This window comes from Streptomyces sp. NPDC059224, from assembly GCF_042754285.1.
Classification (GTDB): Bacteria; Actinomycetota; Actinomycetes; order Streptomycetales; family Streptomycetaceae; genus Streptomyces.
The window spans coordinates 124232-150239 of record NZ_JBHZAN010000018.1; the positions used below are offsets into that span (position 1 = coordinate 124232).

Annotated in this window: 19 protein-coding genes; 5 read left to right on the forward strand and 14 right to left on the reverse strand. The window is 70.4% G+C overall.

All coding sequences use genetic code 11. The features are described 5' to 3' along the window. Positions 1 to 69: 69 nt before the first annotated feature. Positions 70 to 690 carry a hypothetical protein gene (locus ACFXI4_RS21240; RefSeq protein ID WP_384993083.1) on the forward strand — a complete coding sequence of 207 codons (621 nt, stop codon included), beginning with the start codon at positions 70 to 72 and terminating at the stop codon, positions 688 to 690. Between the two features lie 302 nt (positions 691 to 992). On the opposite strand, the gene ACFXI4_RS21245 is transcribed toward ACFXI4_RS21240, so the two are convergent. From ACFXI4_RS21245 to ACFXI4_RS21255, 3 genes are all read right to left on the reverse strand, one after another. Then, positions 993 to 1616 (reverse strand): hypothetical protein, encoded by a 624-nt coding sequence (locus tag ACFXI4_RS21245; RefSeq protein WP_384993084.1) that lies wholly within the window; start codon positions 1614 to 1616, stop codon positions 993 to 995. Positions 1617 to 1684: 68 nt separating this feature from the next. After that, positions 1685 to 2386, reverse strand: a complete 702-nt coding sequence (locus tag ACFXI4_RS21250) for a ribonuclease HII (RefSeq protein WP_384993087.1) — start codon at positions 2384 to 2386, stop codon at positions 1685 to 1687. A gap of 82 nt (positions 2387 to 2468) precedes the next feature. Then, positions 2469 to 3092 (reverse strand): TetR/AcrR family transcriptional regulator, encoded by a 624-nt coding sequence (locus ACFXI4_RS21255; protein ID WP_362718056.1) that lies wholly within the window; start codon positions 3090 to 3092, stop codon positions 2469 to 2471. A 191-nt stretch (positions 3093 to 3283) separates the two neighbouring features. On the opposite strand from ACFXI4_RS21255, the gene ACFXI4_RS21260 reads away from it, so the two are divergent. Beyond that, complete coding sequence (locus ACFXI4_RS21260) at positions 3284 to 4831, forward strand: MFS transporter (RefSeq protein ID WP_384993091.1); 1548 nt, start codon at positions 3284 to 3286, stop codon at positions 4829 to 4831. A gap of 499 nt (positions 4832 to 5330) precedes the next feature. On the opposite strand, the gene ACFXI4_RS21265 is transcribed toward ACFXI4_RS21260, so the two are convergent. The 3 genes from ACFXI4_RS21265 to ACFXI4_RS21275 all read right to left on the reverse strand — a co-directional run bounded on the left by ACFXI4_RS21265 (position 5331) and on the right by ACFXI4_RS21275 (position 7634). After that, entirely contained in the window at positions 5331 to 6272 is a 942-nt protein-coding gene (locus tag ACFXI4_RS21265) for an ADP-ribosylglycohydrolase family protein (protein WP_384993094.1), read from the reverse strand. Between the two features lie 10 nt (positions 6273 to 6282). Continuing rightward, a complete protein-coding gene (locus ACFXI4_RS21270) occupies positions 6283 to 6942 on the reverse strand; it encodes a histidine phosphatase family protein (RefSeq protein ID WP_362718065.1) in 660 nt (219 codons plus the stop codon). An 86-nt stretch (positions 6943 to 7028) separates the two neighbouring features. After that, the gene (locus ACFXI4_RS21275) at positions 7029 to 7634 is read right to left on the reverse strand and encodes a YdbC family protein (protein WP_362718068.1); all 606 of its coding nucleotides are present in this window, start codon (positions 7632 to 7634) and stop codon (positions 7029 to 7031) included. A 150-nt stretch (positions 7635 to 7784) separates the two neighbouring features. On the opposite strand from ACFXI4_RS21275, the gene ACFXI4_RS21280 reads away from it, so the two are divergent. After that, positions 7785 to 8318 (forward strand): TerD family protein, encoded by a 534-nt coding sequence (locus tag ACFXI4_RS21280; protein ID WP_384993098.1) that lies wholly within the window; start codon positions 7785 to 7787, stop codon positions 8316 to 8318. 75 nt (positions 8319 to 8393) lie between these two features. Here ACFXI4_RS21280 and ACFXI4_RS21285 read toward each other — a convergent pair whose 3' ends face one another. Both ACFXI4_RS21285 and nrdR read right to left on the reverse strand, forming a co-directional pair. Beyond that, positions 8394 to 11288: a vitamin B12-dependent ribonucleotide reductase gene (locus ACFXI4_RS21285; RefSeq protein WP_384993101.1), complete on the reverse strand. Its 2895-nt coding sequence runs from the start codon at positions 11286 to 11288 to the stop codon at positions 8394 to 8396. A 164-nt stretch (positions 11289 to 11452) separates the two neighbouring features. After that, a complete protein-coding gene (nrdR, locus tag ACFXI4_RS21290) occupies positions 11453 to 12004 on the reverse strand; it encodes a transcriptional regulator NrdR (protein ID WP_384993104.1) in 552 nt (183 codons plus the stop codon). A gap of 504 nt (positions 12005 to 12508) precedes the next feature. Here nrdR and lexA point away from each other — a divergent pair. Continuing rightward, complete coding sequence (gene lexA, locus ACFXI4_RS21295; RefSeq protein WP_362579448.1) at positions 12509 to 13288, forward strand: transcriptional repressor LexA; 780 nt, start codon at positions 12509 to 12511, stop codon at positions 13286 to 13288. A gap of 161 nt (positions 13289 to 13449) precedes the next feature. Here lexA and ACFXI4_RS21300 read toward each other — a convergent pair whose 3' ends face one another. The 4 genes from ACFXI4_RS21300 to ACFXI4_RS21315 form a co-directional block, all read right to left on the reverse strand. After that, positions 13450 to 15426, reverse strand: a complete 1977-nt coding sequence (locus ACFXI4_RS21300; RefSeq protein WP_384993107.1) for an ATP-dependent DNA helicase — start codon at positions 15424 to 15426, stop codon at positions 13450 to 13452. A gap of 321 nt (positions 15427 to 15747) precedes the next feature. Continuing rightward, positions 15748 to 16542, reverse strand: coding sequence for a GNAT family N-acetyltransferase (locus ACFXI4_RS21305; protein ID WP_384993109.1), 795 nt, complete (start codon positions 16540 to 16542; stop codon positions 15748 to 15750). Positions 16543 to 16787: 245 nt separating this feature from the next. Beyond that, positions 16788 to 18944 (reverse strand): IucA/IucC family protein, encoded by a 2157-nt coding sequence (locus ACFXI4_RS21310; protein WP_384993112.1) that lies wholly within the window; start codon positions 18942 to 18944, stop codon positions 16788 to 16790. A gap of 374 nt (positions 18945 to 19318) precedes the next feature. Next, positions 19319 to 20842: a diaminobutyrate--2-oxoglutarate transaminase family protein gene (locus tag ACFXI4_RS21315; RefSeq protein WP_384993115.1), complete on the reverse strand. Its 1524-nt coding sequence runs from the start codon at positions 20840 to 20842 to the stop codon at positions 19319 to 19321. A 634-nt stretch (positions 20843 to 21476) separates the two neighbouring features. Between ACFXI4_RS21315 and ACFXI4_RS21320 the strand changes: the two genes are divergently transcribed. Further along, positions 21477 to 22694, forward strand: a complete 1218-nt coding sequence (locus ACFXI4_RS21320) for a trypsin-like serine peptidase (RefSeq protein WP_384993117.1) — start codon at positions 21477 to 21479, stop codon at positions 22692 to 22694. A 149-nt stretch (positions 22695 to 22843) separates the two neighbouring features. Here ACFXI4_RS21320 and hflX read toward each other — a convergent pair whose 3' ends face one another. Together hflX and ACFXI4_RS21330 are read right to left on the reverse strand one after the other, a co-directional pair. Beyond that, positions 22844 to 24337 carry a GTPase HflX gene (hflX, locus tag ACFXI4_RS21325; RefSeq protein ID WP_384993120.1) on the reverse strand — a complete coding sequence of 498 codons (1494 nt, stop codon included), beginning with the start codon at positions 24335 to 24337 and terminating at the stop codon, positions 22844 to 22846. A gap of 157 nt (positions 24338 to 24494) precedes the next feature. After that, positions 24495 to 25976 carry a M1 family metallopeptidase gene (locus ACFXI4_RS21330; RefSeq protein ID WP_384993122.1) on the reverse strand — a complete coding sequence of 494 codons (1482 nt, stop codon included), beginning with the start codon at positions 25974 to 25976 and terminating at the stop codon, positions 24495 to 24497. Positions 25977 to 26008: the final 32 nt, after the last annotated feature.

A 26008-nucleotide genomic window follows, 5' to 3' on the forward strand; every position in this document is an offset into this window, starting at 1 on the left:
TTACTGCGGTGCGCGCTCCCCCGAATCCGATCTCGCCCGCTGTGTGGGCGCGTAGCCGAAGGGAGGAACGTGACCTTCGGATTCGCTCCGTCCTCGGCAGCATCGTTGTCGACGTCCGCGTCCGCCGTTTCCGCCAGCCGCCTGCTCGAGCCCGCGGAGTGGGCAGACGCCGGAATACCGCTGCTCCGCAACCCCCGTGAGGTGGTCAGTGGACTGCACGCCCGGCACCGCCCCAAGCCGACTACAGCGATCGTGGCCGTCCTCGACCCGGAGGAACGGCTCTGCGCCAGCGCCTCGTTCACCCGGCGCTCGGCCCCGGCCGACGGCTGGATGTTCCGCAACGCGCTCCTGGCCCAGTTGCGCCGGGTGATCCCACACGACCTGCGCCGCCGCACCCCGGTGCGGACCGCCGTACTGCTCTACTGCCGCGAGGGGGACGCGCGTTGGACAGAGGAGGACGGTGCCTGGATGTGGGGATTGCGGGACGCCTGCACGCTGCACGGACTGCGCTGCGGGTCGTACATCACACTGACCCACGACGGCTGGCAGGTACTCGGTGAGGGCCGCGGCGGGCGGCGCCCGAACGCCGACTCGCCTCCCGAACCTCTCGCCCTGGCCGAGGCCACGCCTCTGTCGCCGCGCACCGGAGGTGCCGTGTCCGAGGTACTGCGCCGCGCCGCCGCCCGCTGAAGCCGGCCCCCGCGCAGGGGCGCCTGCCGAAGCACGCGCCGCCGGATACGGCCCCCTGAAACGGGCCGTACGCCGTGCTGCGGGGGCATTCACCACCTCCGGGCCATGACGGGCAGCCCCGTCTCCGACCACTCGACAGATCCGGCCCGGTGCCCGCGGTCCGGATCGTCCGTCCGTCGAACGGGGGGCCAGACGGCGAACGCTCCTCGCCCCGCGTGCGGGCATGCCGGAGGCACCACCGTGCGAGTCCGTCGCCACGGCTCCTTCCGTACCTCCGGAGTACCAGAGGCGCCGGAAGGGAGTCAGACGCCGACGCCGAGCACCGAGTTGATCTGCTGCGGGTCTCCGCAGACGATCAGCAGGGCACCGGCCCGGGACAGGGCCAGCGGCAGGGCGGTGGCCACGGTGTCGGAATCGCCGTTGACGGCGACGACGACCACGGGGCGGGTCGCGGCACGGGAGGCGACGGCGGCGTCCGTGTAGAAGACGTCGTCGCCCGCGTCGTGCTGCGCCCAGTAGGAGGCTTCGCCGAAGGACAGCTCGTGGTCGGCCCACGGATGCTGCGCGCCGGTGGTGATCACCAGCACGTCACCGGGGGCACGGCCCGAGTCGAGAAGCAGGTCCACCGCCTCCTCGGCGGAGTCGAGAGCGCTCTCGACCGATGCCGGGATCAGCTGGATCTGCGGGGCCGCCGCTGCCGCGGCGGGCACGGCCGGGCCGGACGGGCCTGGCTTGGCCACGTCACGCGGCGTGCGCTGCGCCGGCGGCGCAGGCCGCGGCGGGCCAGGACGACCGGGACGCGACGGAGCCGCGGGGCGGGGGCCGGGTACGGGACGGGGGGTCGGCGCGGTACGGCCACTGGCCGGAGTGGCGCGGGGACCCTGGGCACTCTCGTGAATCTGAGGCTCCTCGGGAATGAGAGGCATGAGCTGATATCTATCAAACGTTGGTGCAGGTCACGTGAACCGGGTGGCACAACAGTGCGACTGGGAGGTCAGAAGTCGAAGCCGAGCTGACCCTCGATCTCCGGAACGCTTCCCTCCGCCCAGCTGCGGACCTTCTTGAGGTGCTGCCACTGGGGCAGCGCATCAAGATACGCCCACGACAACCGGTGGTACGGGGTGGGCCCCCGCTCCTCCAGTGCGGCCTTGTGCACGGGCGACGGATACCCGGCGTTGTCCGCAAATCCGAAGTCTGCATGGTCGATACCCAGTTCGGCCATCATTTTGTCGCGCTGAACCTTGGCGATCACCGAGGCCGCCGCGACGGCCACGCACGATCGGTCACCCTTGATGACCGTACGCACCTGCCACGGGGTGCCGAGGTAGTCGTGCTTTCCGTCGAGGATGACCGCGTCCGGGCGGACCGGAAGGGCCTCCAGAGCACGGACGGCAGCCAGCCGCAGCGCGGCCGTCATCCCGAGACTGTCGATCTCCTCCGGCGAGGCGTGCCCCAGGGTGTAGGCCGTGACCCACGTCCGCAGCACCTCCGCGAGTTCCGTGCGGCGCTTGACGGTCAGGAGCTTGGAGTCGGTGAGGCCCTCGGGCGGTCGGCGAAGACCGGTGACCGCGGCGCAGACGGTGACGGGCCCGGCCCAGGCGCCGCGCCCCACTTCGTCGACACCGGCGATGACCTTCGCTCCGGTCGTGGCGCGGAGGGAGCGCTCGACGGTGTGAGTAGGCGGTTCGTACGGCATGGCGCCCTTAGACTACGCCGCGCCGATCCCCGAGCGACACCCCGGCTTCCCCAAGGGAGCCGGGGACCGACGAAGCGGTGGATCAGGCCTCGTGCGACAGCAGCAGCGGAAGCATGAACTGGTCGATCATCCGCTCGACCTCCTGATCGTTCCATTCGCTTCCAGAAATCTTGTTGCGGTACATCATCATGGCCGGAATGGCGTCGAGGACATAGTCGTTTGCCGCATCGGCGCGCACCTCTCCCCGCTCTATGCCACGGGCCACGATGTCACCGATCAGCCGGGTGGTCGGCCCCACGACGCCGTCGAAGATCACGCCATGGAACCGCTCGACCTGCGTCGGATCGCATTCGTGAATCACCGACCGCAGGGCGAAGCCGGGGCGCGAGAACATCGCGTCCCGGGCCTGCCGGCACAGGGCCAGCAGGTCTTCGCGCACACTTCCGAGGTCGGGGGCCTCCTCCAGACGCGGCAGACCCGCCTGCAGTGCGTCGGCGACCAGCTCTTCCTTCGAGGCCCAGCGCCGGTACACCGCGGCCTTCCCGGTCTGCGCGCCGGCGGCGACACCTTCCATGGTCAGGCCGTTCCAGCCGACCGTACTGAGCTGCTCCAAGGCGGCGTCCAGGATCGCGCGTTCGAGGACCGCACCGCGCCGACGAGGGGAGGCCGCCTGGGGAGGAGCGGCAGTCCAGCGCGAGGTAACCATCTGAGTTTCTCCAGCGAACGAGGGGAGCGGGGAGTCAGGAGCGGGGGACCAGGCACGGCGCGCGACGACAAGGGGGGACGCGGCACGCGACGCGCACTTAAGTGAACGCTTGCGTTCTCTACCGAGGACTCACTACCGTTGACGCGACAGTGAACGCGGGCGTTCACTAACACCTTCGTGGGGGATCCACAGTGACAACCTCTCAACTGATATCCGATCAGAAACCCGGCGCGGCCCGCAGGCAGGGGCGCCCCGGCATCGCACTCACCGTGATTGCCGCCTGCCAGCTCATGGTCGTACTTGACGCGACGATTGTGAACATCGCACTCCCGCACATTCAAGACGCACTCAAGTTCAGCACCACGGACCTCACCTGGGTGGTCAGCGCCTACACGCTCACCTTCGGCGGTCTGCTCCTGCTCGGTGCGCGAGCCGGTGACATCCTCGGCCGGCGCCGGGTGTTCATGACCGGGATCCTGCTGTTCACCTTCGCCTCGCTCCTCGGCGGCCTCGCCCAGGAACCCTGGCAACTGCTGGCAGCCCGCGCCCTCCAGGGCATGGGTGGCGCGATCGCGTCGCCGACCTCGCTGGCCCTGATCACCACCACCTTCCCGGAAGGCCCCGAGCGCAACCGGGCGTTCGGAGTGTTCGCCGCCGTCTCCGCGGGCGGTGGTGCCATCGGTCTGCTGGCCGGCGGCATGCTCACCGACTGGCTCGACTGGCGTTGGGTGTTCTTCGTCAATGTGCCGATCGGCCTGCTGATCGTCGCCCTCACCCCGCAGTACATCAACGAGTCCGAACGGCATCCCGGACGCTTCGACATCGCGGGTGCGCTGACCTCCACGCTGGGCATGGTCTCCCTGGTGTACGGCTTCATCCGGGCCGCGGAGGAGGGCTGGCGCGACGCTCTGACGCTCGGCTCCTTCGGTGTCGCGGTCGTCCTCCTGCTGGCCTTCGTGTTCATCGAGACCAGGGCGAAGGAACCCATCACCCCGCTGCGGATGTTCGCCGACCGCAACCGCTCCGGCACCTACGTGATCATGCTGAGCCTGGCCGCTGCAATGTTCGGCATGTTCTTCTACATCGTGCTGTTCGTGCAGAACGTGCTGGGCTACAGCCCGATCCGGGCCGGTCTGGCCTTCCTGCCCGTGACGGTGGCGATCGCCGTCGGCGCCGGGCTGTCGCAGCGGTTCCTGCCCGCCCTCGGCCCGAAGCCGTTCATGATGACCGGCTCCGCGCTCGTGGTCGTCGGCCTGACCTGGCAGACGTTCATCAATCCGGACAGCTCGTATCTCGGCGGGGTTCTCGGACCCATGCTGATCTTCGGCTTCGGCATGGGTCTGAACTTCGTCACCGCGACCGTCACCGCGGTGTCCGGGGTCGCCCCGCACGAGGCCGGTGCGGCCTCCGGACTGCTCAACGCCATGCAGCAGGTGGGCGGTTCGCTGGGCCTGTCCATCCTGACCACGGTCTTCGGCTCGGCCAGCAAGGACGAGGCGAAGAAGCAGCTGCCGAAGCTCCTCGCCGACGGTTCGCCACAGCAGAAGGCGGAGTTCGCCAGGTCCCACCAGCTGCCCGCGCCCTGGGGGCACGAGGTGCTCGCGCACGGGATCTCGACCGCGTTCATCCCCGCCGCCGCCATGGCCGCGCTCGGCCTGCTCACCGCCTGGCTGGTGATCAAGGTCCGGAAGAGCGACCTCGAAGCCCTCGCCGGCACGGCCGGCCCCGGGCTGGGCTGACCCCACCGGCTCCACGGCAGCCGCGGATGGCCGGACCGCCGCCAGGGGACAGACGGCAGAGGCAGAGGTCCGGCCATCCGCAGCAGGGCAGGCCGACAGCGACACGGACACCACCAGAACGGCCTTTACGACCCACACCACCGACACCTTGCCCCCCGCGACTCCGCTTCCCTCCCAGCCGTCCGCACTCGGACGGAGCGCGGAGCGGATACCGGGAAAACGGCCGACAGTCACGGAGAGTTCCCGTCGGCAACATAGAGTCTCGATCGCGCCGAAGGCGCCCGGCCCCGGAGAGTCGAGACCACCAGGGTTCCCGAGAGTCATCAGGGCGCCGAGACGCCGAGACGGCCGAGGCCACCGCACCGAGCAGCACCGCAGGAGCCTCCGAGCCGGGGTTCTCGCGCACCAGGAAAGCCGGACCGAACCGCTTCGCGCGCAGGAGACCGTCCGCCGCCGGCTTTCATGCGCTGAGACCCGTCGACAGCCGACGACGGCCTTCCTACGCCGACGGCAGTCCGCCGACCGCGGTCCCCGTACCCTTCGGCGCCCACTCCGGCAGCGCCTCCGTCCGTTCCGTCCATGCGGCCGGGGGCGCTCCCGCCGTGCCGGCCGCGAGCACGCCGCCGACGATGGCGCAGGTGGTGTCCACGTCGCCGCCCACCCGGGCGGTCGCCCAGAACGCCGTCTCGTAGTCGGCGAGGGCACGTGCCGCCGACCAGAGGGCGAACGGGACGGTGTCATGGGCGCTCGTACGCCGTCCGCAGCCAAGGACGGCCGCCACGGTGCCCGCGTCCTCGTAGTCGAGCATGTCGCGGGCGCGTCGCAGGCCCTGCCCGACGGCGCTCCTGGGGACGAGCGCGACGACCCCGTCGAGGAGCGCCTCGGGGGTCGGCCGGCCACCGGGTGCCGCCACCAGTGCCGCCGCCGCGGCGACCGCCATGGCCCCGACCACCGCCTCGCGGTGCTGGTGCGTGGGGTAGGCCGAGATCTCGGCCTGGTGGGTGGCCTGCTCCGGATCGTCCGCGTACCAGGCGCCCAGGGGCGCGATTCGCATCGCCGCGCCGTTGCCCCACGAGCCGCGCCCGCCGAAGAGTGCGGCGGCCAGCTCGCGCCAGTCGCCCCCCTCCCTGACGAGCCGGAGCAGCCGGTTGACGGCGGGACCGTAGCCTCGGTCGAAGTCGTGGTGTGCGGCGAAGGAGTGGGCCAGCGCGTCCTGGTCGATGCGGTGGTGGGCGGCGAGGACGGCGACGACGGAACAGGCCATCTCCGTGTCGTCGGTCCACTGCCAGGTGCCCGGCGGCAGCTCGCGGCGCTGGAGCAGCGGATAGTTCACGGGAACGAAGAACTGGGAGCCCAGCGCGTCGCCGGTGGCGAGTCCGCGCAGGCTGGCCAGGGCGCGGTCCAGGCGCCCGGCGTTCGGAGTGTCGGAGGAAAAGGTCATCTCGGTCAGCCTAGCCGCTCATCCAGGGGGCCTCCGGGTCCCGCCAGCGGTCGAAGGGCCGGTCGAGCGTGTACTTGCCGTCCTCACCGAGAACGAGCATCCGCATCTCGGCGTTCCCCGGGTTGGACAGCGACTCGAAGTCCGCGACCGTCCAGTGGAACCAGCGCATGCAGAACAGCCGCATCGCCAGGCCATGGGTCACCAGGAGCACGTTGGGCGGGTGGTCCGGCGCCTCGAAGCTGCGGAACAGGCTCTCCAGGAAGCCGCCGACCCGGTCGTACACGTCGGCCCCGGACTCGCCCTGGGGGAAGCGGAAGAAGAAGTGCCCGTACGCGTCCCGGTAGGTCTTCTGCAGCCGGACGTCGTCGCGGTCCTGCCAGTTTCCCCAGTCCTGCTCGCGCAGCCGGGGCTCCTCGCGTACGCGTATGAGGTCCGGGTCGAGGTGGAAGGCGCGGAGGGTCTCATGCGTACGTCGGTACGGGGAGACGTACACGCTGACGGGCTCCCGGCCGAAGATCTCCCGGATGCGTTTTCCGGTCTCCTCGGCCTGCCGCCAGCCCCGCTCGGTCAGGGCCAGTGAGTGGTCGGGTTCCCGCTCGTACACGGAGTCGTCGACATTGCCGGTTGACTCGCCGTGCCGGACAAGGACGATGCGCCGTGGTCGTGCCATGCCAAAACCCTAGATCGAGTGACGGAAAGTCGAGCACTCGGATGGGCTCCATACAGCGTAGGTCACACAAATCGAGGGTTGGAGAATCAAACGATCCAGCTCGGTTCGAGCTCCACGATGTCGCCCGTGAGGGCCGCGATGTCGGTCTCGGTCTGGGCGCGCAACGCCAGACGCTCCACCCGCTCGGTGCGGTATTTACCGTGTTCGGCCGCCGATCGCCACATCGAAAGGATCATGAACTCGTTCGCCGGGGCCTCCGCGAACATGCCTCGGATCATGCCGGGCGAGCCGGCCATCGCCGGGTTCCAGACCTTCTCCTGCATGAGCGTGAAGTGCTCGACGCGCTCCTCGTGCACCCGGCAGAGGGCCACCCGGACCAGATCGGAGTCCGTGAACCGCGGTTCGAAGCCGGTCTTCACATCGAACCGGTACTCGAACAGTTTGACCTGCTGGTCCTTGTACGTGCCGGACTGGGACGCGGCCAGACGATCATGTGAGCGCGCCATGAAGGAGTCGTAGAAGGCACGGCTCTCCCAGAAGGCGAAGGTGTGCGCCACCCCCGCTCGCTGCCGACTCCAGCCCCCGCCCTGTCCCCGAAACCCCGGCTCCCCCAGAAGCCCCGCCCATTTCCGCTGCCCCCGCTCGAACCCGCGGCGGTCCACCACGGTGCAGCGAATCCACTTGACCAGCACCGCGCCATCGTAAGGCCATGGGACGTGGCGCCGGTCACGCTCCGGCGGAGATCACCCGCGCATGCGCCCCGGCGCAGGTGGCACGATGGGTAAAGAGCCTTGGCAGCCGATCAGTTGGGGCAGGGACCTCTAGGGGGAAAGGGACGCGTGATGAGCGCTTTCAGCAAGGCGATCAGCAAGGTCGAGGTCGCACTGAAGTGGGATCCCAGCCCGGCCGGGCAGCCGCCCACCGATCTCGACATCATCGCCGGTACCTACACGGCGGGCGACCCGTACGGGACGGCGGCCTATCTCGTGCACTTCGACAGCCGCTCACCGGACGGCACGATCTTCCTCAACCGGGACAGCCAGGACGGCAAGGGCTTCGGCTGGGACGAGGTGATGACGCTCGAACTCGACCGGCTCGACGCCCGGTACACGCGCGTGGTGGTCGGGGCCGTCATACAACAGCGGTCCGCGCACCGGACGTTCGTGAACGTCCTGAACCCGGAAGTGCGCGTCCGGGAGGGTTACAACGTGCTGGCCGAGGACGACTTCGGCTCCGTCCTCGGAGCGACGGCCGCCGCCGTCGCGGAGTTCGTACGCGACGGATCCGGCGACTGGAGCTTCCGGCCCGGTCTGCACGGCTTCGAGGACGACCCCGTGGTCTTCACCCGCGCCATGGGCGGCCTCGGCCGGCCGTGACGGCAGGCGACCAGGAACAGCGGTAAGGGGCGTCGGCCGCGGCCGACGCCCCTTACCTCACTTCATGTCAACCCGTCAGCTGCAGCCGCTGGTCGAGCCACAGCCCTCGCAGATGTAGCAGGAACCGGCCCGCTGCATCTTCGTACCGCAGGAGAAGCAGAGCGGGGCGTCGGCCTGGATGCCCAGCTGCATCTCCACCAGCTCGGCGCTGGTGTGGGCCTGCCTGGGGGCGGGCTTGGCCACCACGGCCTCGGTCTTCGGGGAGGCGACGGCCTTCAGCTCCTGAGTGCGCGGTGCCGACTGGGCCAGGCCCTCGACGTCGACCTCGTCCTCGGACGGCTCGTAGGAACCCGTCTCCAGGTGACGCTGGCGCTCCGGGGCGGAGTGGATACCGAGCGCGGAGCGCGTCTCGAACGGCAGGAAGTCCAGCGCCAGGCGGCGGAAGATGTAGTCGACGATCGACTGCGCCATCCGCACGTCCGGGTCGTCCGTCATGCCGGCCGGCTCGAAGCGCATGTTGGTGAACTTCGAGACGTACGTCTCCAGCGGCACGCCGTACTGGAGGCCGACGGAGACCGCGATGGAGAAGGCGTCCATCATGCCCGCGAGGGTGGAGCCCTGCTTGGACATCTTCAGGAAGACCTCACCCAGACCGTCGTCGGGGTAGGAGTTGGCCGTCATGTAGCCCTCGGCGCCACCGACGGTGAAGGACGTGGTGATGCCGGGACGACCCTTCGGGAGGCGCTTGCGGACCGGGCGGTACTCGATGACCTTCTCGACCGTCTCGCGGATGGTCGCCTCGGCCTTCTCGGTGACCTCGGCCTTCTCCTTCTCCTTGGTCTTCGCGGAGAGGGGCTGGCCTACCTTGCAGTTGTCACGGTAGATCGCGAGCGCCTTGACGCCGAGCTTCCAGGCCTCGAAGTAGATCTCCTCGACCTCCTCGACGGTCGCCGTCTCCGGCATGTTGACCGTCTTGGAGATGGCGCCGGAGATCCAGGGCTGGATCGCGGCCATCATGCGGACGTGGCCCATCGGGGAGATGGCACGCTCGCCCATGGCGCAGTCGAAGACCTCGTAGTGCTCGGGCCTGAGCCCGGGGGCGTCGATCACATTGCCGTTCTCGGCGATGTGGGCGACGATCGCCTCGATCTGCTCCTCCTGGTAGGCCAGGCGGCGCAGGGCCTGCGGGACCGTGCCGTTGACGATCTGCATCGAGCCGCCACCGACCAGCTTCTTGAACTTCACCAGCGCCAGGTCGGGCTCGACACCGGTGGTGTCGCAGGACATCGCCAGACCGATGGTGCCGGTGGGGGCGAGGACGGACGCCTGGGAGTTACGGAAACCGTTCTTCTCACCGAGGCGGACCACGTCCTGCCAGGCCTCCGTGGCGGCGGCCCACACCGGGGAGTCCAGGTCGTCCATGCGGACGGCCGCCGTGTTGGCGTCCGCGTGCTGCTTCATGACGCGGTTGTGGGCGTCCGCGTTGCGGGCGTAGCCGTCGTACGGGCCGACGACCGCGGCAAGCTCGGCGGAGCGCTTGTACGCCGTGCCGGTCATCAGGGAGGTGATGGCACCGGCCAGCGCGCGGCCGCCGTCGGAGTCGTAGGCGTGGCCGGTCGCCATCAGCAGCGCGCCGAGGTTGGCGTAGCCGATGCCGAGCTGGCGGAAAGCGCGGGTGTTCTCGCCGATCTTCTGGGTCGGGAAGTCCGCGAAGCAGATGGAGATGTCCATCGCGGTGATGACCAGCTCGACGACCTTCGCGAAGCGCTCGACCTCGAAGGACTGGTGGCCCTGGCCGTCGTCCTTCAGGAACTTCATCAGGTTCAGCGAGGCGAGGTTGCAGGACGTGTTGTCCAGGTGCATGTACTCGCTGCAGGGGTTCGAGCCGTTGATCCGGCCGGACTCCGGGCAGGTGTGCCAGTGGTTGATCGTGTCGTCGTACTGGATGCCGGGGTCGGCGCAGGCCCAGGCGGCCTCGGCCATCTTGCGGAACAGGCTCTTGGCCTGGACCTCCTCGATGACCTCGCCCGTCATCCGGGCGCGCAGGCCGAACTGGCCGCCCTGGTCGACCGCCTTCATGAACTCGTCGTTCACACGGACCGAGTTGTTGGCGTTCTGGTACTGGACGGACGTGATGTCGTCGCCACCCAGGTCCATGTCGAAGCCCGCGTCGCGGAGGGCGCGGATCTTCTCCTCCTCCTTGACCTTGGTCTCGATGAAGTCCTCGATGTCGGGGTGGTCGACGTCGAGGATGACCATCTTGGCGGCGCGGCGGGTGGCACCACCGGACTTGATGGTGCCGGCGGAGGCGTCGGCACCACGCATGAAGGAGACCGGGCCGGAGGCGTTGCCGCCGGAGGAGAGCAGCTCCTTGGAGGAGCGGATCCGGGAGAGGTTCAGGCCGGCACCGGAGCCGCCCTTGAAGATCATGCCCTCTTCCTTGTACCAGTCGAGGATCGACTCCATGGAGTCGTCGACGGACAGGATGAAGCAGGCGGAGACCTGCTGGGGCTGCGGCGTGCCCACGTTGAACCACACGGGGCTGTTGAAGCTGAAGATCTGGTGCAGGAGCGCGTAGGCCAGCTCGTGCTCGAAGATCTCGGCGTCGGCGGGCGAGGCGAAGTACTTGTGGTCCTCGCCGGCCTTCCGGTACGTCTTCACGATGCGGTCGATCAGCTGCTTGAGGCCGGTCTCGCGCTGCGGGGTGCCGACGGCACCCCGGAAGTACTTGCTGGTGACGATGTTGACCGCGTTCACCGACCAGAAGTCGGGGAACTCGACGCCACGCTGCTCGAAATTGACCGAGCCGTCGCGCCAGTTGGTCATGACGACGTCACGGCGCTCCCAGCTCACCTCGTCGTACGGGTGTACGCCGGGGGTGGTGTGGATGCGCTCGATACGCAGACCCTTGGTGGCCTTGGTCCCCTTCGCGCGGGAACTCCGTGCCGGACCGCTCGCCGTCTCTGTCATGCCGCCTCCCTCTACGGGCTAAAACGCCCTGAAATGCCACGATGTTCCCGTGACACGCTGTTCTGTAGTCACGCCGCGGGCACCCTCAGCTGCCACCCGCGACAAGTCCTGGATCACCGTCCGACAACCGGATCCGAGTCCTCTGCCCGGTTCCGGTCCGCCCGTCAGCCGGCGAGGTGGACGGGCTCGGGCGTCCGAGTGGCACCGCCCGGCCCGTGATCGTCTTCCTGGCTCCCCGCTTCCGCGTCTTCGTCGTCCGCGACGGGGCCCCGTGCCGCCTGCCTCAGCTCCGCGATCGCGGCCTCGAAGTCGTCGAGCGAGTCGAAAGCCCGGTAGACGGAGGCGAATCGCAGGTAGGCGACCAGGTCGAGTTCCTGCAATGGGCCGAGTATGGCCAGCCCCACGTCGTGGGTGGTCAGCTCGGCGCTTCCGGTGGCCCGCACCGCCTCCTCGACCCGCTGGCCGAGCTGGGCGAGTGCGTCCTCGGTGACAGGCCGCCCCTGGCACGCCTTGCGCACGCCATTGATGACCTTGGTACGGCTGAATGGCTCGGTCACTCCGGACCGCTTCACCACCATGAGCGAGCACGTCTCCACGGTCGTGAAACGACGGGAGCAGTCGGGACACTGGCGGCGCCTGCGGATCGACGTGCCGTCGTCGGTCGTACGGCTGTCGACCACACGGCTGTCGGGGTGCCTGCAGAAGGGGCAGTGCATGATCTCCAACCCTCCTCACAGCAGACTCAATGACCTCGCTGGACCACCCGGGCCCCACGAAGCAGCCCCAAGCATAGGCGATCTCAGAGCCACCGGAGACCGGGGGGACCACAACTTGTGGGCTGCCTCGAGAATCCAACCACTAGATGTGGTGATTGGCTGATACATCGCCAGGTTGCGCGTGTCGCACACGTACCGCTACGGCGGATACGGAGATACCGTGGGCGCCGCACGGAGGTCACGTGCGACTCCGGAGCAGATGGGGACGGCCGTCCCGGCCGGCGGCGGTCCGGATGGCAGACTGAGCACACCCGCCGGACCATCGGCCCGGCGGTGAAGATTACAGCGATGGAACCTTTTGTCTGCCGGGTACCGCGTGAGCCATACACCCAGACATGCGATCGCGTACGGTGAACCGCGTTTTTTCACTCGAACGTGTGTTTGGCGCAACCTTTCGAAAGCAACTACCGTTGTCCAGCAGGGAGACCATCGAGAGGGGCCGACGTGACCACGACCGCAGACAGTGCCACCATCACCGCCCAGGACCGCTCCCAGGGCCGACTCGACCCGGTGCATGCCATGAACGAAGCCGTGAACCCCGAGGGACACAAGCGTTCCCTACCGGGCCGACCTCCAGGCATCCGGGCGGACAGCTCGGGCCTCACCGACCGTCAGCGCCGCGTGATCGAGGTGATCAGGGATTCGGTGCAGCGGCGGGGTTACCCGCCGTCGATGCGGGAGATCGGCCAGGCCGTCGGCCTGTCCAGCACGTCCTCGGTGGCACACCAGCTGATGGCACTGGAGCGCAAGGGCTTCCTGCGCCGCGACCCGCACCGCCCGCGCGCGTACGAGGTCCGCGGCTCCGACCAGGCGGTGTCCGTGCAGCCCACGGACACCGCTGGCAAGCCCGCGGCGTCGTACGTCCCGCTGGTCGGCCGGATCGCCGCCGGCGGCCCGATCCTCGCCGAGGAGTCGGTCGAGGACGTCTTCCCTCTCCCTCGGCAGCTGGTCGGCGACGGCGAGCTGTTCGTCCTCAAGGTCGTCGGTGACTCCATGATCGAGGCCGCGATCTGTGACGGCGACTGGGTGACCGTCCGCCGCCAGCCGGTCGCCGAGAACGGCGACATCGTCGCCGCCATGCTCGACGGCGAGGCCACCGTCAAGCGCTTCAAGCGCGAGGACGGCCACGTCTGGCTCCTCCCCCACAACTCGGCCTACGAGCCGATCCCCGGCGACGACGCCACCATCCTGGGCAAGGTCGTCGCGGTACTGCGGCGCGTCTGACGCCTGCGGCGGGCGGTCATTCCGCCCGCCCTCCGATCGGGCCCCGGAACCCCTGCGCCGGTTCCGGGGTCTTGCACTGTCCGGAGCCCTTGTGGCCGCCTCTGGCCGCCCCTTCGGAACGTGGGTCGGCCTGACCCGGCGCGGGTCAGGCCGACCCACGATCAGTTCGTCTCCGCCTGTCGAGCCGTCGCGTCGATGGCGGCAAGCGACTTGCGGACCTGGTTACGGTCCGTGGTGTACCAGAAGTCGGGCAGTGACGACTTCAGGTAACCGCCGTACCGCGCGGTGGCCAGCCGTTGATCGAGTACGGCGACCACTCCCCGGTCCCCGGACGCCCGGACCAGCCGGCCCGCACCCTGGGCCATCAGAAGCGCGGCATGGGTGGCGGCGACCGCCATGAAGCCGTTGCCGCCGGCGTCCTCGACGGCCTTCTGCCGGGCACTCATCAGCGGGTCGTCAGGGCGCGGGAACGGAATCTTGTCCATGACGACGAGCTGGCAGCTGGGGCCCGGGACGTCCACCCCCTGCCACAGGGACAGCGTGCCGAAGAGACAGGTCCGGGGGTCCGCCGCGAAGTTCTTGATCAGCTCGCCGAGGGTCTCCTCACCCTGCAGCAGGATCGGGAACTCGGGGATCCGGACGCGCAGTTCCTCGGCGGCCTGCTGAGCGGCCCGCATCGAGGAGAAGAGGCCGAGGGTGCGGCCTCCGGCCGCCTGGATCAGTTCGGTCAGTTCATCGAGCATGTCTGCGCGGTCGCCGTCCCGCGCGGGGCGTGACAGATGCTTGGCGACATAGAGGATGCCCTGCTTCGGGTAGTCGAAGGGCGAACCGACGTCGACGCCCTTCCACTGCGGGAGGTCGTCGCCCTCGGTGCCCTCGGGGGCGAGGCCCAGGGAGGCACCCACGCCGTTGAAGTCGCCGCCGAGTTTGAGGGTCGCGGAGGTGAGGGTGACCGAGCGGTCCGCGAAGAGCTTCTCCCTCAGCAGGCCCGAGACCGACATCGGGGCGACCCGCACGGAGGCCCCGAAACGGTCGTGGCGTTCGTACCAGACGACGTCCCACTCCGAGCCGTTCACGATCCGCTCCGCCACGTCGTGCACCGCCTCCACCGAGGCCAGGGCCTGCTTGCGGACCGCGTCCTCGTCCTGGACCGACTTGTCGCGGGTCGTCCCGATCGCGGAGATCACGCTGCGGGCGGCGTCCCTGAGGGCGGCCAGGGCGTAGCCGAGATCCTCCGGGATCTCCTCCAGGCGGCCCGGCAGGGCCAGCTCCATCAGCCGCTCGAAGCCCTCGGCGGCGGTCTGGAGCTGGTCGGCGGCCTTCTCGTCGACCAGTTTGGCGGCGCGCCGGACGGCACGGTTGACCTGACCCGGGGTGAGCTCGCCGGTGGCGACGCCGGTGACCCGCGAGACCAGTTCGTGTGCCTCGTCCACGATCAGCACCTCGTGCTGCGGGAGCACCGGGGCTCCCTCGATGGCGTCGATCGCGAGCAGCGCGTGGTTGGTGACGACGACGTCCGCGAGCTTGGCCCGCTCACGGGCCGTCTCGGCGAAGCACTCGGCGCCGTAGGCGCACTTGGACGCACCCAGGCACTCCCGCGAGGAGACCGACACCTGGGCCCAGGCCTTGTCGGAGACACCCGGAGTGAGTCCGTCACGGTCACCGGTCTCGGTCTCGTCCGACCAGTCCCGCAGCCGCAACAGGTCCTGGCCGAGCTTGCTGGTCGGTGCCGCCGCCTCGAACTGGTCGAAGAGTCCCTCCTCCTCGTCCTGCGGCACACCCTCGTGCAGCCGGTGCAGACACAGGTAGTTCGACCTGCCCTTGAGCATCGCGAACTCCGGGCGCCGGCGCAGCAGCGGGTGCAGGGCGTCGACGGTACGCGGCAGATCCCGCTCCACGAGCTGTCTCTGCAGAGCGAGGGTCGCCGTCGCCACGACGACCCGCTCCCCGTGGGCCAGCGCGGGCACCAGATAGCCGAGCGACTTTCCGGTGCCGGTGCCGGCCTGGACCAGCAGATGGGATCCGTCGTCGATCGCTTCGGCGACCGATTCGGCCATGGTCACCTGGCCGGGGCGCTCCGTACCGCCGACAGCTGTGACAGCGGCATGCAGGAGTTCAGGGAGTGAGGGCTTCGTCATAGCGCGACCACCCTACGGCCCGGCACTGACAATCGGGCGATCAAGGCGAGGACGAGGGGCGGGATCAAGCGGGGCGCTCCTGGACGGGTGGGCTGAGCCGGGGCCCCGAGGACACCGTGGCGGCGCCGCGCAGGGAAGGGCAGGCCAGGGTGTTCGCCCGTGTCGTTTCCTGCCGTCCTCATGTCCTCATGTCCTCCAATCGTCCAGTCGTCCTGGATGGCCGGAACGCGCCGGAACGCAGGCTCTGCCGAATTCTTCCGGGACCCGGGAACTTGATCGGCGGCCGCTTCGTACTACATGTGTACGCGCCATCACTCAGCGCTACATCAGATGACGTAGGGACCGGTCCCGGATCATGAGGACGGCTCGTTTGGCAGGCAGGTCGAGCTCGGTGGCGTAGCGGAAGCCCGCACCGAGGAAGGCGGCCACGGAGGGGGTGTTGCGAAGATCGGGCTCCGCGACGACGCGCGCGCAGGCGGGGCGGTGATCGAGTACGAGATCGGCGGTGGCTCTGAGCAGGGCGGATCCCAGTCCGCGCCCACGGTCGGCGGCGTTGCCGATGAGGACGTGGATCCCGGTGTCGTGCGGGCGGGCCGGGTAGTGGCGGGCCAGCGAGTCCAGGTCGGCCCGGTAGATCTCCCAGTAGCTCATCGGCGTGCCGTCGAGGCTGCCCAGGCAGGGCACGCTGCGTCCGTCTCCCGCGAGTTGGGCGCGCAGATGGTCCTCCGTCTGCGCCTGTGGACCGGCCAGCTGCCAGAACGCGGCGACGGCGGGGTCGTTCATCCAGCGGCTGATGATCGGCAGGTCGCGTTCGACGTGGGCCGGCACGAGGTGGAAGGTGCCGACGGGGGTGTCGGTGGGGCCCCAGTTGGCCGGTTGATCGAGCAGGTCGAGCGTGTCCAGTGGGCCGAGCTGGTCTTGGGAGGAGGTCTGTCCGTCGTGGCTGGGCGCGGCAGAGTTCGCCTTCCCGGCGAAAAGGGCGAGGAGATCGGCGGGCAGCCGGAGGTCCAGGGTGTCCTCGCAGTCCCGGGTGTCTTCGGCGGGACCTGAGCGGGCGGGATGGACGGGGTGGACCGGTACGGGGCCTGCGTCGGCGCTCGCGTCGGTGGGAGGCATGGTGCGCTCCTCTCAGGAGACGAGGTGGGTCATGTTCCTCGGTCGGCGAGGTGAATGGAGGTCGGTGATTGAAGGTCGGTGCATGACGGGCGATGGGAGACGGACGGGCGGTGGCCGACGGTGGATGGAGGGCAGTTGTCGGAAGCACCTGGTCGACGCCGGGGATGGTCGAAGGGGCAGAGGTCGGACGGGCGGAGGGCCGGAGATGAAGTCGGCGTGGGCAGGACGGCCGCTGGGTCGGACGGTCAGGGGTGGAGGGGGTTGGTGATGGTCACGTAGACGGACTGGGTGTCGACGGGGCCGACGAGTTCGTCGAGGCCGTGCAGTCGGGTCAGCAGGTTGGCCTTGCAGCGCAGGACCGGTGAGTCGAGCAGGCGACCGGGCAGGGTGGTGGGCAGCCGGGCGGGTCCGCAAGCCACGTCGGTGAGGAACCGCCGGAAGGCCGCCAGCAGCAGGCGTTCGTCGGCGAGCCGTTGTGAGCCGAACGCGCCGATCAGACCGAGCACGTTGTTGATGCCGAGGTAGTAGGCGAGGCGTTCGTCGACGACCTCGTCGGAGACGAAGGTGTCGCTGTACTCTCCGACGCCGGGCAGCCGGGCGTCGAGTTCCGTCCGCCGGGACTCGCGGAAGTAGTAGCCCTGGTTGTCCCGGTAGCGCCCGCCGGCTGGCCAGCCGTCGGTGTCCAGCAGAAGCAGGGTGTTCTGCTGGTGCGCCTCCAAGGCGATACCGGCCTCGCCGTCGAGCCAGAGCACCGGGCGGACGACTTGTTCCAGGTACCGCAGGAACCACTCGGCGCTGACGGCACCGACGGGGCGGCTGGTGCGTTGGGCGAGCCGGGCGACCACCTGGGCGAGCCGGGACCGGTTCGGCCGGGTACCGCCGTCCCCCGCCCGGGAGTCGACGGGGACGGGTGCGGTCAGTCCGGCGAGGCAGGACACGTCCTCGGCCGGGGTGAACGGGTTGTGCCGGATCACCACGTCCAGTCCGGGCACCGGCCGGCCGTCCTGGCCATCCACGCCCAGCCAGGCGGGGTCGCGCACGATGTCGAAGCCCGGGTGGACGGTCTGCCACTGCTTGGCGAGGCCGGTGCGCAACAGACGGTGCATCTCCACACCGCGGTGGAGCTCCTTGCGGAGGTTCTCCCGCCGCGAGTTGGTGATGTGCAGCCCCAGCGACAGCTTGAGCATCGCGGGGGCACCGGTGCGGTGAACGGTTCGTACGGAGGAGGTGGCATGCCAGGGTGCGCCGAGGGGGCCCAGGTCGCGCAGGAGTCCGGCGTCGAGCAGGGCGGCCGTCGCCTCGCGATGACGGACCTCACGGGCCTGCCAGGGGTGCAGGGGCAGGGCGGCGGCACAGCCGTCGGGCAGGGGTAGGGCCGTACCGGCCAGGCTTTCCATGAGGTGCGGCACGGGGACGGGGCGCCCGCGCTCGGTCCAGGCCGAGTCGGTGGCGAGCAGGGAGGAGGCGACCGCCATCCAGTGCAGGGGAAAGGAGCCACGCAACTCCGGCGAGTAGCGCCGGGCTTCGGAGTCGGTCAGCCCCTCGCGGCTCTTGGGGGTCGGGTGCAGCGGATGACCCAGCAGGAGGGCCTGCTCGGCGGCGAGAAACCGGTCGGGGCCGTCGGCGGGGCGGGCTCGCCGGTCCGCGATGAAGGTGACCGTGCGGCGCAGGGAGTCGGCGACGCGGGCCACGAGGTCGCCGGCGTCGGGGGCGGCGGCCTGGCCGCGGGGAGCGTCTTCGGCGGGGCGGGGTCGGTCGTCGGGCTGGAAGGGACCGCCGTTGACGCGGGGCGGTTCGCCGCCGAGACGGAGGAGGCCGCCATCGGCTCGGGCGAGGTTGCCGTCGACCGGACCGGCGCCGTCGGCTTTGCCGCCGCTGCCACCGGCCTGGCCGTGAACACCGTCGACCGGACGGGCGCCGCCATCGGCCTGACCGGGGACGCCGTAGATCGGACCGGGGACAGTCTCGGGTCGGCCTGCCATGCCCCCAGCCGCGCCCGCCGTCTCCCTGCCGAGCAGGGCCGCGAGGGTGAGCGCGTCGACGGGTGGGGCGGGGACGCCGGCCAGGCGGGGTGGGCCGAAGCGGTGCCAGCCGGTCGGGGACCAGTGGCGGACCGGAGTGATCAGGGCCGTACCGCTGGCGGGCAGGGGGATGCGGAGGGTGCCGGTGTCGGGTGCGGGAAGGTTCGTCTCGCGCACCCAGCAGCGCAGCAGGTTCTCCACGGCGGCGGCCTGGGCGGCGACGTGCGGGTCGGGGTGTTCCAGAAGGTCCCCGGTCTCGTCGTGGGGCTGCTCGGGCGGGATGGCGCGACTGCGTTGCTGGGGAACCGACTCGGCGAGCGGAACGGGGCGTCCCTGCGGACCTTGGTCTGCGTGGTCGTCTGGGGCGGGTGTGGCGTTCAAGGCGTTCCTCGGGGCTGGGCGGTGCGGGGCCGGCCGTCGGTCGCCGGCCGTCGCCTACGGCGAACTCGGCTGTCTCGGGGGTGGGTTAGGTGCTGGTTGTCCTTGCGAGAGAGAGGTGGACGATGTGGGGTTTCAGGCGCGGCCCGGTCGGGTCGGGCCGCTCGGGTCGCGCACATCGGGCGGCTGATTCGGTTCGGCGGCGGGCAGCCGGCCTGTTCACGGCGGTCCGGGAGTACCGGGGTGCGGGTCGGCCGGGCAGGGTTCGGTGGGGGTGCGCCGTCCAGGTGGTCCGGGGAGCCGGTCCCCTCCGAGCGGGCCGTTCGGCTCGTCCGTCTCGGGGCCGGCGGCCGGTCGGCCTGCTCCGGGTGGGCGGGCTAGCCGGCCGGCTCCTTGCGGCCGTCGGGCCGGCGGGGCAGTCCGACGCCGTGGGCGGCCGGGTCGCGGGCCACCGCGGCCACGGCGTCGGCGAGGCGGTCCAGGACGGCGGTGGCCTGTTCGTCGGTGATGGTCAGGGGCGGCAGGAGCCGTACGACACCGGCGTGGCGACCGCCGAGCTCGACGATCAGTCCGCGGTCCAGACATGCGCGCTGCACCGCGGTGGCCAGTTCGGGAGCGGCCGGAAGCGGCCGTGGCCGGCCCGCACCGTCCCTCCCGCTCACCGCACCCTCACCGTCCCGCGGGGCCCCCACGCGCCGCTCGTCCTCCGCCACGGCCCGTGCGTATCCGTCCTGCGCGACCCCCGGCCCCCGGTCTCGCTCCGGGTCCACCAGTTCCACCCCGATCATCAGCCCACGCCCCCGCACATCGCCGACGCACGCGAACTCCGATTGCAGGGTCCGCAGATGGGAGAGCATGCGGGTGCCGAGCCGGCCCGCGCGTTCGGCGAGGCCGTTCTCCCGGACGTGGGCGAGGGTGGCCGTGCCGGCGGCCATGGCGAGTTGGTTGCCGCGGAACGTGCCCGCGTGGGCGCCGGGTTCCCAGACGTCGAGGTCGTCGCGGTAGACGACGACGGCGAGCGGGAGGCTGCCGCCGATGGCCTTGGAAAGGACCATCACGTCGGGGGTGACCCCGCTGTGCTCGACGGCCCAGAAAGCGCCGGTCCTGCCCACCCCGGTCTGGATCTCGTCCGCGACGAGCGGGATGGAGCGGTCCGCGGTGAGCCGTCGCATCCGCCGGAGCCAGTCGTCGGGCGCCGGAATCACGCCGCCCTCGCCCTGGACGGGTTCGAGGATCATCCCGGCGGGCAAGGGGACGCCGGACTTGGGGTCGTCGAGGACGGACTCGGTCCAGCGGGCGGCGAGTTCGGCGCCGCCCGGGCCGCCGACACCGAATGGGCAGCGGTAGTCCTGGGGGTAGGGCAGCCGGGCGACCCGTACGTCGCAGGCCCCGCCGGAGGCGGCCAGCGCGCCGCTGGTCATGCCGTGGTAGGCGCCGGTGAAGGCCAGGATGCCGGTGCGGCCGGTCGCGGCTCGGACCAGTTTGAAGGCGGCCTCGACGGCGTCCGTCCCGGCGGGCCCGCAGAACTGCACGCGGGCCCGATCCGCGAGGCCGGGCGGCAGGGTCCGGAACAGTTCGGTGATGAAGGCGTCCTTGACGGGGGTGGCCAGGTCGAGGACGGAGAGCGGGGCGCCGGAGTCGAGGACCTTGCGGATCGCCTCCAGCACGACCGGGTGGTTGTGGCCGAGCGCGAGGGTACCGGCGCCGGAGAGGCAGTCCAGGTAGCGGCGGCCGTCCGCGCCCTCGATGGTCAGGCCGCGAGCCCGCACCGGCACGATGGGGAGGGCGCGCGCATACGTCCGCGCCCGCGACTCGCGCGACGATTGACGTCTCAGGATCCCCTCGTGCGCCTCGTGCGCTCCCCCGGACGTCTCCCCGGTCACCGACTCCGTAAAGGCCACGGCTCGCTGTCCTCCCCGCTGTCCAGAGGCGAGTTGATCGGTGGGCACCGGGCACAGGCAGCGGGACCCCCACCGCTACCAACCCTCGACCGGCCGACGGGTTACGGGTTGCCTCAAGATCCTTGCCGAGACCGGACCGACGAACACCGGCGCCGGCCCCGGCGCGGCGCCCGACGAAGACGCGGGTACCGACGGGCCGTCTCCGCTGCGAGCGTGCGCATCCGCTCCGAGCGCGGGCGTCCGCACCCGGCCCACTGGTCCGCCGGCGCGGCAGGCAGACAGGCAGACGGTCGGCGGTGGCATGCGGTAGGTGACCGGCTCGCGCCCCCGCCGCCCTCGGCGTGGCCGTCGCCTCCGAAACGCACCGAAGTCTGCGCCGGGAGGCCCGTCCGACCAGGTGCCGCGGGCGTGCCGCGAGGTGGTACCGGAGAGCGCCAGGGCCGCGGTGGGCCGCTCTCGCGGCACGCCCTGCACGGCGATGACAGCGCCCCGGCGGGGCTGGCGCGCCGGGCGGAGCACGAGGGACAGTGCCCGGCCCGCCCGTAGCGAAACCGTTGCCCTTCCGTGGGTGGGCCCGCACAGCGACCGCATACTGTGACGCTGAAGTTCCTTACCGACAGGGGGAGTCACCAGCATGCGATCCATCCGGCCGTCGTTCACCCGTCGAAGGGGCGCGCCCCGGGCGCTGGCGGCCGTCGCCCTCGCTTCGGCGCTGGCACTGACCGCCACCGCCTGCGACAGCTCCGGCGACGACAACGCGGGCGGCCCGGCGGCCGCGTCCGCCACGGCCGACACCGGCGACGGCAAGATCAAGATCCCGGACGACATCAAGAACAAGCTCAAAGAGCACGGGATCGACGTCGACAAGTGGAAGAACGGCGCCTGGCGGAACTGGAACAGGGACGACTGGCTGCGCGAGGCCAACGACTTCATCAACCCCATCATCAAGGGCCTGTGGGACCCGGACCGGATGCGGGACGCCGACGACCCGGACAAGGACAAGGGCGTCGACGACAACGACCTCTCGGGTGACCAGGGGGTGACGGACCCGACGCCGGACCCGGTCGAGGCGAAGGCCGTGCGGCCGGCGTACCACGCCAACGCGGCCACCGCGGGGAAGGTGTTCTTCGACTCCCCCGAGGGCACGATGGTCTGCTCGGCGACGGTGGTGGAGGACCCGGCACACCCGGGCAAGTCCAACCTGGTGTGGACGGCGGGCCATTGTGTACATGCCGGCAAGAACGGCGGCTGGTACCGCAACATCGCGTTCGTGCCGTCGTACAACGATCAGGGGCTGACGGGCACCGCGCTCACCCAGGCGACGCGCTCCCGGATAGCGCCGTACGGGGTCTGGTGGGGTGACGGGGCGCAGACCTCGCAGCAGTGGATCGACCAGGGCGGGGAGACGGGCGGCGACGGCGCGTCGTACGACTACGCCGTGATCCATGTGACACCGGAGCAGGGCAGTGGCGGCAAGTCCCTTGAGGAGACGGTCGGTTCGGCGCTTCCGGTGAACTTCGCCGGTCCGGCCGTGCCGAAGGTGTCGCGCATCACGGCCACCGGGTATCCGGCGGCGAAGCCGTACGACGGGTCGCTGCTGTACCAGTGCGCGGACAGGCCGGGGCGGCTGTCGGTGGATGCGTCGGCGCCGACGATGTACCGGATCGGTTGCACGATGACCGGCGGGGCGTCGGGCGGCGGCTGGGTGGAGACGGGTGCCGACGGGAAGGCGGCGCTGGTGTCCAACACGTCGATCGGACCGGTGGGTTCGGGGTGGCTGGCCGGGCCGCGGTTCGGTGACGTGGCCAAGGGCGTGTACGAGGGGGTCAGCAAGGAGTTCGCTGATCGGTGAGGGGGTGAGTCCCGCCCTCGCGCCGCGATGGACGAGGTGCGTCGGCGGGTCACTCGTCATCGTGGTTGACCGCAGGGTTCCCCGCGCCCCCAGGTAGGCGAATGGGCCGCCCCCCGAAAAAAGGGGGGCGGCCCATTCGCTACGGTCTGTCACGCAGCCGGAGCCGCCACGTACGGCGTCAGTTCCGCCGCGAGTTCCTCGTGGACCCGGACCTTGAGCAGGGTGCCCTCGGCGGTGTGCGCCTCGGAGAGGACCTCGCCCTCGTTGTGGGCGCGGGCGACCAGCTTGCCGTGGGTGTAGGGGACGAGCGCCTCGATCTCGACCGACGGGCGGGGCAGCTCGTCGTCGATCAGGGCGAGCAGCTCCTGGATGCCCTGGCCGGTGCGGGCCGAGACAGCGATGGAGCGCTTCTCGTTGCGCAGCAGCCGCTGGAGGACCAGGGGGTCCGCCGCGTCCGCCTTGTTGATCACCACGAATTCGGGTACGTCGGTGGCACCGACGTCCCTGATCACCTCGCGCACGGCGGCCAGCTGCTCCTCCGGCACCGGGTGCGAGCCGTCGACCACGTGCAGGATCAGGTCGGCGTCGCCGACCTCCTCCATCGTGGAGCGGAACGCCTCGACCAGGTGGTGGGGCAGATGGCGCACGAAGCCGACGGTGTCGGCCAGCGTGTAGAGCCTGCCGCTCGGGGTCTCCGCGCGGCGGACCGTCGGGTCCAGGGTCGCGAACAGGGCGTTCTCGACCAGGACACCTGCGCCGGTGAGGCGGTTGAGCAGGGAGGACTTGCCCGCGTTGGTGTAGCCCGCGATGGCGACGGACGGCACCTTGTGGCGCTTGCGCTCCTGGCGCTTGATGTCGCGGCCGGTCTTCATCTCCGCGATCTCCCGGCGCATCTTCGCCATCTTCTCGCGGATCCGCCGCCGGTCCGTCTCGATCTTGGTCTCACCGGGGCCACGGGTGGCGAGGCCGCCGCCCGAGCCGCCGCCCATCTGCCGGGACAGCGACTGACCCCAGCCGCGCAGTCGCGGCAGCATGTACTGCATCTGCGCGAGCGCGACCTGCGCCTTGCCCTCCCGGGACTTGGCGTGCTGGGCGAAGATGTCCAGGATCAGGGCGGTCCGGTCGATGACCTTGACCTTGACGACGTCCTCCAGCTGGATCAGCTGGCCCGGGCTCAGCTCACCGTCGCAGATGACGGTGTCCGCGCCCGTCTCGACGACGATGTCGCGCAGCTCCAGGGCCTTGCCGGAGCCGATGTAGGTGGCCGCGTCGGGCTTGTCGCGGCGCTGGATGACACCGTCGAGCACCAGCGCGCCCGCCGTCTCGGCGAGGGCGGCCAGCTCCGCGAGGGAGTTGTCCGCGTCCTGCACGGTGCCCGTGGTCCACACCCCGACCAGCACGACCCGCTCCAGGCGCAGCTGTCGGTACTCGACCTCGGTGACGTCCTCGAGTTCGGTGGAGAGGCCCACCACGCGGCGCAGGGCCGCGCGCTCGGAGCGGTCGAGCTGGTCGCCGTCCCGCTCTCCGTCGATCTCGTGGCTCCAGGCGACGTCCTCTTCCATCAGGGCATCGGCCCGAAGACCTTCGGGGTAGTCCTGCGCGAGGCGCCTGGTGTCCTGGGAAGGGGAAGAAGAGGAGGTCATTGGGTCCTTACGTAGCTGGGATGCCGAAATCGGCGTTCACTTTCTCAACGTACGAGTACCCCGGGAGATTCCCCGTGACCCGTACGGTGCCGACCTCATGATGGTCGCACGGTACGCACTCGTGGGGCACCGTGTTATTCGGGGGGTCGCCCGGCGGTCACTTCCTGGTGTGTTTGGCCGGTGCCGGGGTCTGCTTCCAGTCCGGGTGGCCGGGCATCGGCGGGGTCTTCTCGCCGTACAGCCAGGCGTCGAAGAAGCCGGTGAGGTCGCGGTTGGCGATGGCGGAGGCGAGCTGGACGTAGTCGGCGGTGGTGGCACTGGCGTCCTTGTGGCGCTGCACCCAGATCCGCTCCAGCCGCTCGAAGGCGGGTCTGCCGATCTCCTGGCGCAGGGCGTAGAGGGCGAGGGCGGCGCCGTCGTAGATGCCGGGGCGGAAGATGCTGATCTTCTGGCCGGGGACGGGGACCTTGGGCCGGGCCGGCGGCCCGCCGGCGGCGCGCCAGCGGTCGGAGGCGCCGTAGGCGGCCTTCATGCGGTTGATCATGGGCTGCTTGCCCTTCTCCTCCGCGTACAGCGCCTCGTACCAGGTGGCGTGGCCCTCGTTCAGCCAGACGTCCGACCAGACGCGCGGGCTGACGCTGTCGCCGAACCACTGGTGGGACAGCTCGTGCACCATGATCGACTCGATGTACCACTTGGGGTACGCGGGTTCGGTGAACAGACCCTTCTCGAAGAGGGAGAGAGTCTGGGTCTCCAGTTCGAAGCCGGTGGACGCCTGCGCCATGAGCACGCCGTACGTCTCGAAGGGGTAGGTCCCGACCTTGCCCTCCAGCCAGGCGATCTGGTCCGGGGTCTTGGCGAGCCACGGCTCCAGTTTCTTGGCGTCGGCGCTCGGGACGACGTCCCGGACGGGGAGGCCGTGCGGTCCGGTGCGGTGCAGTACGGCGGAGCGGCCGATGGAGACCTGGGCCAGTTCGGTGGCCATGGGGTGCTGGGTGCGGTAGGTCCAGGTGGTCTGGCCGCCAACCCGGACGGACTCGGTGCGCAGGCCGTTGGCGACCGCGGTGTAGCCGTTCGGGGCGGTGACGTGGAAGGTGAACATCGCCTTGTCGGACGGGTGGTCGTTGCACGGGAAGACCAGGTGGGCGGCGTCGGCCTGGTTGGCCATGGCGAGCCCGTCGGTGGTCTGCACCCAGCCGCCGTCCTGGCCCTTGGCCGCCACCGGGTCGCTGGTGTGCTTGACGGTGATCCGCGTCCAGCCGCCCCGTCGCAGCGGCTGGTCCGGGGTGACGACCAGGTCCTCACCGGCGCTGTCGAAGGTGGCGGCCCGGCCGTCGACCTCCACGGACTCGACCTTGCCGTGCGCGAAGTCCAGGTTGATCCGGTCCAGGTCGGTGGTGGCCCAGGCCTCGATGGTGGTGACGGCCTGGAGCGGCTTGTCGTTGCTGCCGGGATAGGTGAAGGAGAGGTCGTACGACGCCACGTCGTACCCCGGGTTTCCGAGGTACGGGAAGAGCCGGTCGCCGATGCCCAGCGGCGCCGGCGGGGCGCTCGCGCCGAGCAGGGCGACGGAGACGGCGGAAGCGAGCAGCGCGGCGTGCCGGCGCCGGGGCCGACGGGCGCGGAGGGTGAGCGACATGGATCACCGCTACCAGCGCGCTAACGGCTCAC

Excerpts from the sequence above, each read along its gene's own strand:
- ACFXI4_RS21300 (WP_384993107.1), bottom strand. The coding sequence starts at position 15,426 with ATGACGAAGCCCTCACTCCCTGAACTCCTGCATGCCGCTGTCACAGCT.
- ACFXI4_RS21305 (WP_384993109.1), bottom strand. The coding sequence starts at position 16,542 with ATGCCTCCCACCGACGCGAGCGCCGACGCAGGCCCCGTACCGGTCCAC.
- ACFXI4_RS21285 (WP_384993101.1), bottom strand. The coding sequence starts at position 11,288 with ATGACAGAGACGGCGAGCGGTCCGGCACGGAGTTCCCGCGCGAAGGGG.
- ACFXI4_RS21265 (WP_384993094.1), bottom strand. The coding sequence starts at position 6,272 with ATGACCTTTTCCTCCGACACTCCGAACGCCGGGCGCCTGGACCGCGCC.
- hflX (WP_384993120.1), bottom strand. The coding sequence starts at position 24,337 with ATGACCTCCTCTTCTTCCCCTTCCCAGGACACCAGGCGCCTCGCGCAG.
- ACFXI4_RS21320 (WP_384993117.1), top strand. The coding sequence starts at position 21,477 with ATGCGATCCATCCGGCCGTCGTTCACCCGTCGAAGGGGCGCGCCCCGG.
- ACFXI4_RS21330 (WP_384993122.1), bottom strand. The coding sequence starts at position 25,976 with ATGTCGCTCACCCTCCGCGCCCGTCGGCCCCGGCGCCGGCACGCCGCG.
- ACFXI4_RS21245 (WP_384993084.1), bottom strand. The coding sequence starts at position 1,616 with ATGCCTCTCATTCCCGAGGAGCCTCAGATTCACGAGAGTGCCCAGGGT.
- nrdR (WP_384993104.1), bottom strand. The coding sequence starts at position 12,004 with ATGCACTGCCCCTTCTGCAGGCACCCCGACAGCCGTGTGGTCGACAGC.
- ACFXI4_RS21250 (WP_384993087.1), bottom strand. The coding sequence starts at position 2,386 with ATGCCGTACGAACCGCCTACTCACACCGTCGAGCGCTCCCTCCGCGCC.
- ACFXI4_RS21270 (WP_362718065.1), bottom strand. The coding sequence starts at position 6,942 with ATGGCACGACCACGGCGCATCGTCCTTGTCCGGCACGGCGAGTCAACC.
- ACFXI4_RS21280 (WP_384993098.1), top strand. The coding sequence starts at position 7,785 with ATGAGCGCTTTCAGCAAGGCGATCAGCAAGGTCGAGGTCGCACTGAAG.
- ACFXI4_RS21255 (WP_362718056.1), bottom strand. The coding sequence starts at position 3,092 with ATGGTTACCTCGCGCTGGACTGCCGCTCCTCCCCAGGCGGCCTCCCCT.